Below are 7443 nucleotides of genomic sequence, written 5' to 3'. Positions count from 1 at the left end.
GCTCGGCGGGCGGGGTGGCGGGAGCGGCGGGCGCGGCCTCGGTGGGCGCGGCCTCGGTGGGCGCGGGCGTGCCACCGTCGGGCACCGGCGTCTGCGCGGTGGCCGTGGACGAAGCGACGAGCAGCGCCGCCAGCAGGGCGTGAGACATGGGCAACGATCTCCAGGGCCGCGCGGGGCGGCCGGGTCTGAAAGGCGGGCGATTCAAGCCATGGGACATGGGGGTGTCAACGCTTACCGGCCCGGGGCTTCGGCGCGTGAACGCCTGAGCGGGGCTGGCATTTCGGACAGAAGTGGGTGGTGCGGCCGCCCTGGGTGAAGGACTCCACGGCGGTACCGCACTGGGAGCATGGGCCCCCGGCGCGGCCATACACGAGGAAGGGATTCTCCGAGCGGCCCTCCTCCAGATACACGGGCTCCTCGCCCTCCTGCTCCTTCAGGCCGAAGTCGATGGTGGCCCGGATGGCCTGTACCAGACGCTTCCACTCGTCCGAAGTGAGGGAGCCGGGCTCCCGGGAGGGGTGGAGGCCGGCGCGGAAGAGCGCCTCGGCGGCGTGGATGTTGCCCAGGCCGGCCAGCCGCTCCTGGTCCATCAGCGCCACCTTCAAGGGCTTCCGGGAGGAGCCCACGGCGGCCTGGAGCTGGCCCGCGGTGAGGCCGTCCGCCAGGGGGTCCCTGCCCAGGAGCTTCACCGAATCCAACACCCGCAGGGCCGCGGCGGGAGCGGGCTCCATGCGGCCGAACATGCGCGGGTCGCTGAAGTGGATGACGTGGCCGTCGTCCAGGTGGAAGCGGGCGCGGCTGTAGGGCTCCACGTGCCCCTCCGTGCGCCGCACGAACTTGCCCGTCATCCCCAGGTGGCCCATGAGGCCCCGGCCGCCCTCGAAGGCGAAGAGGAGGTACTTGCCCCGGCGGACGAGTGACTCCAGCCGGCCGGACAGCTCGGAGAAGCGCTGGCGCTCGGCGCCGCGGAAGATGCGGGTGTCGTCGGCCTCGGCGCGCACGAGGCGGCGGCCGTCGAACCAGCGGACCAGGTTGCGCCGCGCAATCTCCACTTCCGGAAGCTCAGGCATCCGCCCGGGCACATAGCACCCCGGGTAGGCTCCCGCACCGGCAACTTGTCGTGCCGCTCACACCCGCGTGAAGTTCTCCACGCCGGCCTCCCGGGCCTCCGTTATGAGGCGGCCTTCGGACACCCTCTTCACCCACTCTCCGGAGGCAGCATGGCGGACGTTCCCCAGAAGAAGTACACGCCGATGCAGTTCCCCCACCTGAAGGCCCTCAAGGGCCTCAGCGACGCGGTGCTGGACACGCACTTCAAGCTGTACGAGGGCTACGTCAACCGCACCAACAAGCTGACCGAGTCGCTGTCCGGCCTGCAGCTCAAGGGTGAGGCCGCGGGCACCAACCCGGCCTACGCGGAGATGACCCGCCGGCTGGGCTTCGAGTACAACGGCATGGTCCTCCACGAGTACTACTTCGGCAACATGAAGCCGGGGGGCTCGGGCCAGACGCCGCCGGCGAAGCTGCGCAAGGCCATGGAGGAGAGCTTCGGCTCCTTCGAGAACTGGTTCACGGACTTCAAGGCCGTGGCCACCATGCCGGGCATCGGCTGGGCCGTCACCTTCCAGGACCCGCGCACCGGGTGGCTCTCCAACCACTGGATCACCCTGCACGAGACGAACAACATCGCCGGCTTCAAGCCCATCATCATCATGGACGCGTGGGAGCACGCCTTCACGCCGGACTACAAGGCGAACGAGCGCGCCAAGTACGTGGACGCGTACTTCTCCAACATCGACTACGACGCCTGCGAGGGCCGGCTGAAGTAGTCACGCGCGTCTTCAGGCCGACGGCTCGCCGCCGTCCTTCTTCCGCGGGGACTCCGGGGTGCCGGGCGCGGGGGACTCCCCTCCCCCACGCCGCTCCCGGAACTCGCGGGCCGACGCCTGGGGCCGCAGCCGCAGCGCGCCCTGCTCGGGAGGCGGCAGCGGCTGGCCCGCCCGGAGCGCGGCCACGCTGCGCTCCAGCGCCGCCAGCAGGTCGGCGTGCTGGGGCGGCTGGGCGGTGGCTCCCGCGGGCGTGGGGCGCTCGCCCGTCGCCTTCGGGCGGCCCAGCCGGGAGGCGCGGCGCTGGATGAAGGCCAGGAGCCGCTCGCGGTGGACGTCGTGGTAGCGCCGGGGGTCGAACCGCGTGGCGCGCGCCTCGACGAGGCTCAGCGCCGCCTGCAGCTCGCGCTCCTGGGGACGCGGGCCCACCAGGGCCAGCTCGGTGAGGCTGTCCTGGGACACCACCTCCTCCGCGTAGTGGAGCGTGGACAGGAGCAGCCCCCGGCCATGGGGCCGCACCGCGCACAGGTGGCCCTTCTGGTACATGACGAACCGGCCGATGCCCACGCGCCCCGACTCGCGCAGCGTGGCCACCAATAGCTCGTAGGAGCGCTCCGCCCCTTCCGCGGGCACGAGGTGGTACGGGGTGTCGTAGTAGAGCGGGTCGATGTCCCCCAGCTCCACGAAGTCCTCCAGCTCGATGGCGCGGCTGGCCTCGGGGTCGAACGCCTCCAGCTCACCACGCGTCACCTCCACGTAGCGGCCGTCGCCCAGCTCGTACCCCTTCACCACGTGCTCGTAGGGGACCTCCTCGCCGTCCGCCGAGCACACCCGCTTGTTCTGGATGCGGGCGCCGTCCTCGTCGTGCAGGAGGTGGAATTGGACCTGTCGCGAGCTGATGGCGCTGTAGAGCCTCACCGGAACGCTCACCAGCCCGAAGCTCAGCGAGCCGACCCACACGGGACGTGACATCGGGGCCTCCCCTCACCTGCCGCGGGTGCGCGGCATCGGTAACCCCAAAGGTCCGTACCGCTTCCGCGTCCCGCAAGGCTCGCCGGGCCCCCTGGTGTGCGCGCGGGCGGCGCTGGCGGACGCCTTTTGGATGGGATGCACCCGGCCCCCGTCCCTAACGAACGAAGCGGCACACGAGGCTTGCCGCGAGGGCGGCCCCTGGCGAAGAGTCGGGCCCGCGCCATTCAACCATTGGAAAGAAAGGCACTCCTGGTCATGCAGCGAATCCTCTCGATGTTACTGGGCCTCACCCTGGCGATGGGCGTGACGACGGGCTGCGCCAAGCAGCGCATCTCCGCCGAGAAGGCCATCGCGGCCACCCTCATTTCCGACGAGCAGGAAGAGGACCTGGGCAAGCAGGTGAAGCAGGAACTGGAGACGAAGGAGAAGGTCAAGTACGTGCAGGACGCGACGGTCGTCGAGTACGTGCGCGCGCTCTCCGCGCCCATCATCCGGCAGGCCACCAAGGACCGGCCGGGGGTGAAGTGGAAGATCAACGTCATCGACGACCCGAAGACGGTGAATGCGTTCGCCACGCCGGGCGGCTACCTGTACGTCTACACGGGCCTCATCCTGGCGGCGGACACGGAGGCGGAGCTGGCCGGCGTCATGGCGCACGAGGCGGGCCACGTGGTGGGCCGTCACTCGGCGCGCGCCATGGTGAACCAGCTCGGCCTGCAGGCCGTGACGCAGGCGGCGCTCGGGAAGAACCCCGGCACGGTGGCCACCATCGCCACGCAGCTGGTGGGCGGCGGCGCCATGCTGGCCCACGGCCGCGGCGAGGAAATCGAAGCGGACGAGTTCGGCGCGCGCTACGCGTCCGGCGCCGGCTATGACCCGCGCGGGCTCATCACCTTCTTCCAGAAGCTGCAGAAGGAGCAGGGCGACACGCCGGGTTTCATGAAGTGGCTGAGCACGCACCCGACGAACAGGGACCGCATCACCCACATCCAGAAGATCATCTCGCAGAACAACCTGCGCGGCAGCAACAACAGCCCGGGCGGGCTGCCCGCCATCAAGCAGAAGCTGGGCGGCAAGTAGCCCGCTTCAGTGCAGGTGGGACGGAGGCTCGCGCTCCAGCTCCGTCACGGTGGGCTCGGGGGACTGTCCCCGGGCCACGCGCCGCTTCCACCGGAAGCGCGCCAGCCGCGACTTCTTCGCGCTGCTGGCGCTCTTCGCGGCGCCGGGCGTCTTGATGGGCGGCTCCAGCGGGGCCGGCTGGTTGAAGTCCCGCGCGCCCTTCTCCTTCCCCTGCGCGGAGGCGTGCTCGAGGATGGCGTTGATTTCGCCCCCGAGGATGAAGACCAGCCCGGAGATGTAGAGCCACAGCATCAGCACCACGACGCCACCGATGGAGCCGTAGGTGACGTTGTACTTGCCGAAGTGCTCCACGTACTGCGTGAAGCCCCACGTGCTCAGCAGCCAGATGCCCGTGCCCAGGGCGGAGCCGGGGGTGATGTACTTGAACTTCTGCTTCACGTCTGGGAGCAGGTAGTAGCAGAGCGCCAGCGCCAGCATCACCAGCCCCGCGGTGAAGGGCCAGCGCAGCCAGGACCAGACGACGTAGAACTCGTCGATGAGCTGCAGCCGCTCCGCGAGCCACGCGCCCAGCCTTCCGCCCAGCAGGAAGACGGTGAAGGACAGCGGGATGAGCAGCGTGCCCGCGAGCGTCACCAGCATGGCCAGGCCCTGCGTCTTCCACATGGGACGGGACTCGGGCACGTCATAGGCGAGATTGAGCGCCTTGCGCAGGGCGTCCACGCCGCGCGACGCCGTCCACAGGGCGATGACGAGACCGGCCGTCAGCAGCTTCGGCCGCGGCTGGTTGACGAGCGATTGCAGGTGGCCCGTCACCAACTCCAGCGCGTCACCGGGCACCAGCGGGCGGATGCGGTCCAGCATCGCGTCCACCGCGCCCGGGGCGAAGGGCATGTACGCGACGAGCGTGAAGAGGAAGAAGAGGAACGGAAAGAGGGAGAAGAGGAAGTAGTAGGAGAGCTGCGCCGCGATGTCGGTGACGGTGTCCTCCTGGAACTCCTTCACGAAGCGTCGGCCGAACTCGCGCCAGGTGAGGTACTTGAGCCTGGGCCACCGCATGCTCCCCTCCTCTCTCGATACCCCCGGGGGTAGCAAGGTGGGGACGACGGGGCGGGATGGCAGCAGGCGGGCAGGCGGGCGCCCGCTGGCACAGGCGCCTTCCGGCGTCACCTCGCCAACACGGGGCGGAAGCGCCCTGGGGCGTCCCTCGCGGGGGTCGACATGTCGCCAGGTGGGAGGGGCCCGTCGAGCACGCGACTACGCGACGTTGGGCGGGAGGTATCTGCCCAGCAGCGGACGGAGCCGTGCGCGCACCTCGTCGGGGATGCGGGCCCGGTCGGTCCAGATGGCCATGGTGAGCGCGGAGTCGCAGCGGCAGGCGGTCGGGGACGCGGCGATGCGGGGCAGCGCGCGGCGGATGAGGGCGGCGCCGCTGGCGGTGACGGCCTGGAGGTTCTCGGACATCCGCGCCAGGAGCGTCTCATGCTCCTGGCCCGCGGGCGGAGGCCGCCACGAATCATAGGCGGTGGGCAGGGCCACCAGCGCGTAGTGCATCTCCGCCTCGCGCGCGAGCCGGGCCTCGGGCATGGCCGTCATGCCGACGAGGTCTCCGCCCATCGACTGGTACAGGAGGCTCTCCGCGCGGGTGCTGAGCGAGGGGCCTTCGACGCAGACGTAGGTGGCCTCGGGGTGGACGCCGGGGCCGAGCGGGTCGGCGACGCCGGCGAGCACCTGCCGCAGGGTGGAGCAGAAGGGCAGGCCCAGCTCCACGTGGACGGCGACGTCGTCGTAGAAGGTGCAGGGCCGGCGATAGGTCCGGTCGATGACCTGGTCGGGCAGGACGAGCTGGAGCGGCGGGAGGTGCTCGCGCAGGCTGCTCACGGTGCTGGTGGCGAGCACGTGGGTGACGCCCAGCAACTTCATGGCGAAGAGGTTGGCGCGGTACGGGGAGCGGGTGGCGTTGAAGACGTGGCCGCGGCCGTGGCGGGAGACGTAGACGACGGGGACGCCGTCCAGCTCGGTGGTGATGATGGGGCCCGCGTGGGGGCCGAAGGGGGTCTCCAGGGTGTGGGATTCCCCCCGACCGAGGACTCCGAGGGCCTGTCCCAGTCCGTGGCTCCCGATGATGCCCACCCTGCCAGCCATGTGCCTCCTCTTGGCGCGTCCGCGGCGCCGTCGCGGAAGCGGACTGTATCGCGGGGCCCTGTCACGGGAAGGCGAGAAGACTGGTAGTTTTCGCATTCGCCATGCGTGCCCTCCTGTTCCTCACCCTGACCCTCTCCGCCGGCTCCGCCGCCGCGGCTCCGCCTTCCGGTTGCCAGGAGGACTACTCCACGTGCAAGGAGGACTGCGCCATCGAGTACGGCGGCAGCAGTCGCTACCTGAAGAAGCTCACGGCGTGCTTCGCGGACTGCCAGGAGAGCCTGGACAACTGCGCGGACCGGCACTCGACGCTGAAGGGCCTGCCGCCCGGGGCCATCGAGGAGGCGCGCCCCACCCGGCGGAAGAAGGAGGAGGAGACGGCGCGGAAGAAGTCGAAGAAGGACATCCGGGAGGACGACCCGTGGGCGGACGAGTCGCCCGCCACGCCTCGCAAGAAGCGCGACCCGAACGACCCGTTTGGTTACGACGCGCCGGCCGACTCCAAGGGTGGCACGGAGAAGCGGGACGCGTACCGGGCCTCCGGCTCGCGGGAGACGGCGAAGGAGGAGATTCCGCCGGCGCCGGACTCGAAGCCCGGGACGGGCGCGCGAGCGACGTCGAGCCGGGCGCATGCGGAGGAGACGGTGTCGGGGGACGGGGCGCGGCGGACGGGGTACCGGGCGTCGGAGGGGACTTCCGGGCCCGAGGTGTCGCTGGGGCTGGAGGACGAGGAGCCGCGGGAGGGTCGGGCCGAGCCGGCACCGGAGCCCGTGGCGAAGCCGGCGCCGAAGTCCGCGCCCGCGAAGCCCGCGGCGGAGACGGTGAAGCCCGCGCCGGTGAAGGAGGAGCCGGCGGTGGCGGCGGGCCGCGAGGAGAAGGACCCGCTGCTGGATGATGCCGAGCCGACGGTGCTGCCCGCGCCACCGCCGACGCGAAAGCCCGAGACGGCCAAGCCCCAGGCGCCTCCGCGCTCGAAACCCCCGGAGCCCAAGAAGGACATCTCCGAGTGGGACCCGAACGGGGACTGAGGGACTGACGCCAGGTTCCGTCAGGAAGATGTCGGTGATGGCCATCTGCACCCGCTTGGGGTTGCCGCTGGCGTCCGAGACGAAACTGTTACCGAACCAGGTCAACGGCGCCGCGCACTGCAGAATCAGGGCGAGGAGTCGTGAGGGGAAGTTACGGCCTGCCCTGTAAAAATCCACTTCAGGCGCAGCGCGTCAGAGCGGGTGCGGCCAGATCCAAGGCAGCAAGCGACGGACCGCGCAGTCCACCCGACGTATTGCCCGGGAATCGGCTCTTTCCTCTAATAGACAGCCGAATGCCCCCCAGGGGCGCCGCTGACTTTCCCCTGGCAACTCTTTCATGTTGCCATTCCGAGCCCCCGACCGCAGCGACAAGAGGAAGCACTCCCCATGCCTCCCCC

General features: G+C 70.4%; 7 protein-coding genes. 3 read left to right on the top strand and 4 right to left on the bottom strand.

Translation table 11 applies throughout. The features are described 5' to 3' along the window. Positions 1-224 precede the first annotated feature (224 nt). Positions 225-1070: a bifunctional DNA-formamidopyrimidine glycosylase/DNA-(apurinic or apyrimidinic site) lyase gene (gene mutM / locus HG543_RS49525; protein WP_169351969.1), complete on the bottom strand. Its 846-nt coding sequence runs from the start codon at positions 1068-1070 to the stop codon at positions 225-227. A 150-nt stretch (positions 1071-1220) separates the two neighbouring features. Here mutM and HG543_RS49520 point away from each other — a divergent pair, with 150 nt between their 5' ends. Next, entirely contained in the window at positions 1221-1829 is a 609-nt protein-coding gene (locus HG543_RS49520; RefSeq protein ID WP_169351968.1) for a superoxide dismutase, read from the top strand. Between the two features lie 12 nt (positions 1830-1841). On the opposite strand, the gene ku is transcribed toward HG543_RS49520, so the two are convergent. Continuing rightward, a complete protein-coding gene (ku, locus tag HG543_RS49515) occupies positions 1842-2798 on the bottom strand; it encodes a non-homologous end joining protein Ku (protein ID WP_169351967.1) in 957 nt (318 codons plus the stop codon). 255 nt (positions 2799-3053) lie between these two features. Here ku and HG543_RS49510 point away from each other — a divergent pair, with 255 nt between their 5' ends. Then, entirely contained in the window at positions 3054-3878 is an 825-nt protein-coding gene (locus HG543_RS49510; RefSeq protein ID WP_169351966.1) for a M48 family metallopeptidase, read from the top strand. 6 nt (positions 3879-3884) lie between these two features. Here HG543_RS49510 and HG543_RS49505 read toward each other — a convergent pair whose 3' ends face one another. Both HG543_RS49505 and HG543_RS49500 read right to left on the bottom strand, forming a co-directional pair. After that, on the bottom strand, positions 3885-4934 hold the full coding sequence (locus HG543_RS49505; protein WP_169351965.1) for a YihY/virulence factor BrkB family protein: 1050 nt from the start codon (positions 4932-4934) through the stop codon (positions 3885-3887). Between the two features lie 198 nt (positions 4935-5132). Continuing rightward, entirely contained in the window at positions 5133-6020 is an 888-nt protein-coding gene (locus tag HG543_RS49500; RefSeq protein ID WP_169351964.1) for an MTAP family purine nucleoside phosphorylase, read from the bottom strand. 101 nt (positions 6021-6121) lie between these two features. Between HG543_RS49500 and HG543_RS49495 the strand changes: the two genes are divergently transcribed. Continuing rightward, positions 6122-7045: a hypothetical protein gene (locus HG543_RS49495; RefSeq protein WP_169351963.1), complete on the top strand. Its 924-nt coding sequence runs from the start codon at positions 6122-6124 to the stop codon at positions 7043-7045. Positions 7046-7443: the final 398 nt, after the last annotated feature.

It is taken from the genome of Pyxidicoccus fallax (genome assembly GCF_012933655.1).
In the GTDB taxonomy this organism is placed as follows: domain Bacteria; phylum Myxococcota; class Myxococcia; order Myxococcales; family Myxococcaceae; genus Myxococcus; species Myxococcus fallax.
The sequence above is the reverse complement of the archived record's forward strand: the minus strand, read 5'-3'. Positions and strand labels throughout refer to the sequence as shown.

Bases quoted from the DNA above. Each gene is read 5' to 3' on its own strand.
- HG543_RS49520 (WP_169351968.1), top strand. From the start codon at position 1,221: ATGGCGGACGTTCCCCAGAAGAAGTACACGCCGATGCAGTTCCCCCAC.
- ku (WP_169351967.1), bottom strand. From the start codon at position 2,798: ATGTCACGTCCCGTGTGGGTCGGCTCGCTGAGCTTCGGGCTGGTGAGC.
- HG543_RS49505 (WP_169351965.1), bottom strand. From the start codon at position 4,934: ATGCGGTGGCCCAGGCTCAAGTACCTCACCTGGCGCGAGTTCGGCCGA.
- HG543_RS49495 (WP_169351963.1), top strand. From the start codon at position 6,122: ATGCGTGCCCTCCTGTTCCTCACCCTGACCCTCTCCGCCGGCTCCGCC.
- HG543_RS49500 (WP_169351964.1), bottom strand. From the start codon at position 6,020: ATGGCTGGCAGGGTGGGCATCATCGGGAGCCACGGACTGGGACAGGCC.
- HG543_RS49510 (WP_169351966.1), top strand. From the start codon at position 3,054: ATGCAGCGAATCCTCTCGATGTTACTGGGCCTCACCCTGGCGATGGGC.
- mutM (WP_169351969.1), bottom strand. From the start codon at position 1,070: ATGCCTGAGCTTCCGGAAGTGGAGATTGCGCGGCGCAACCTGGTCCGC.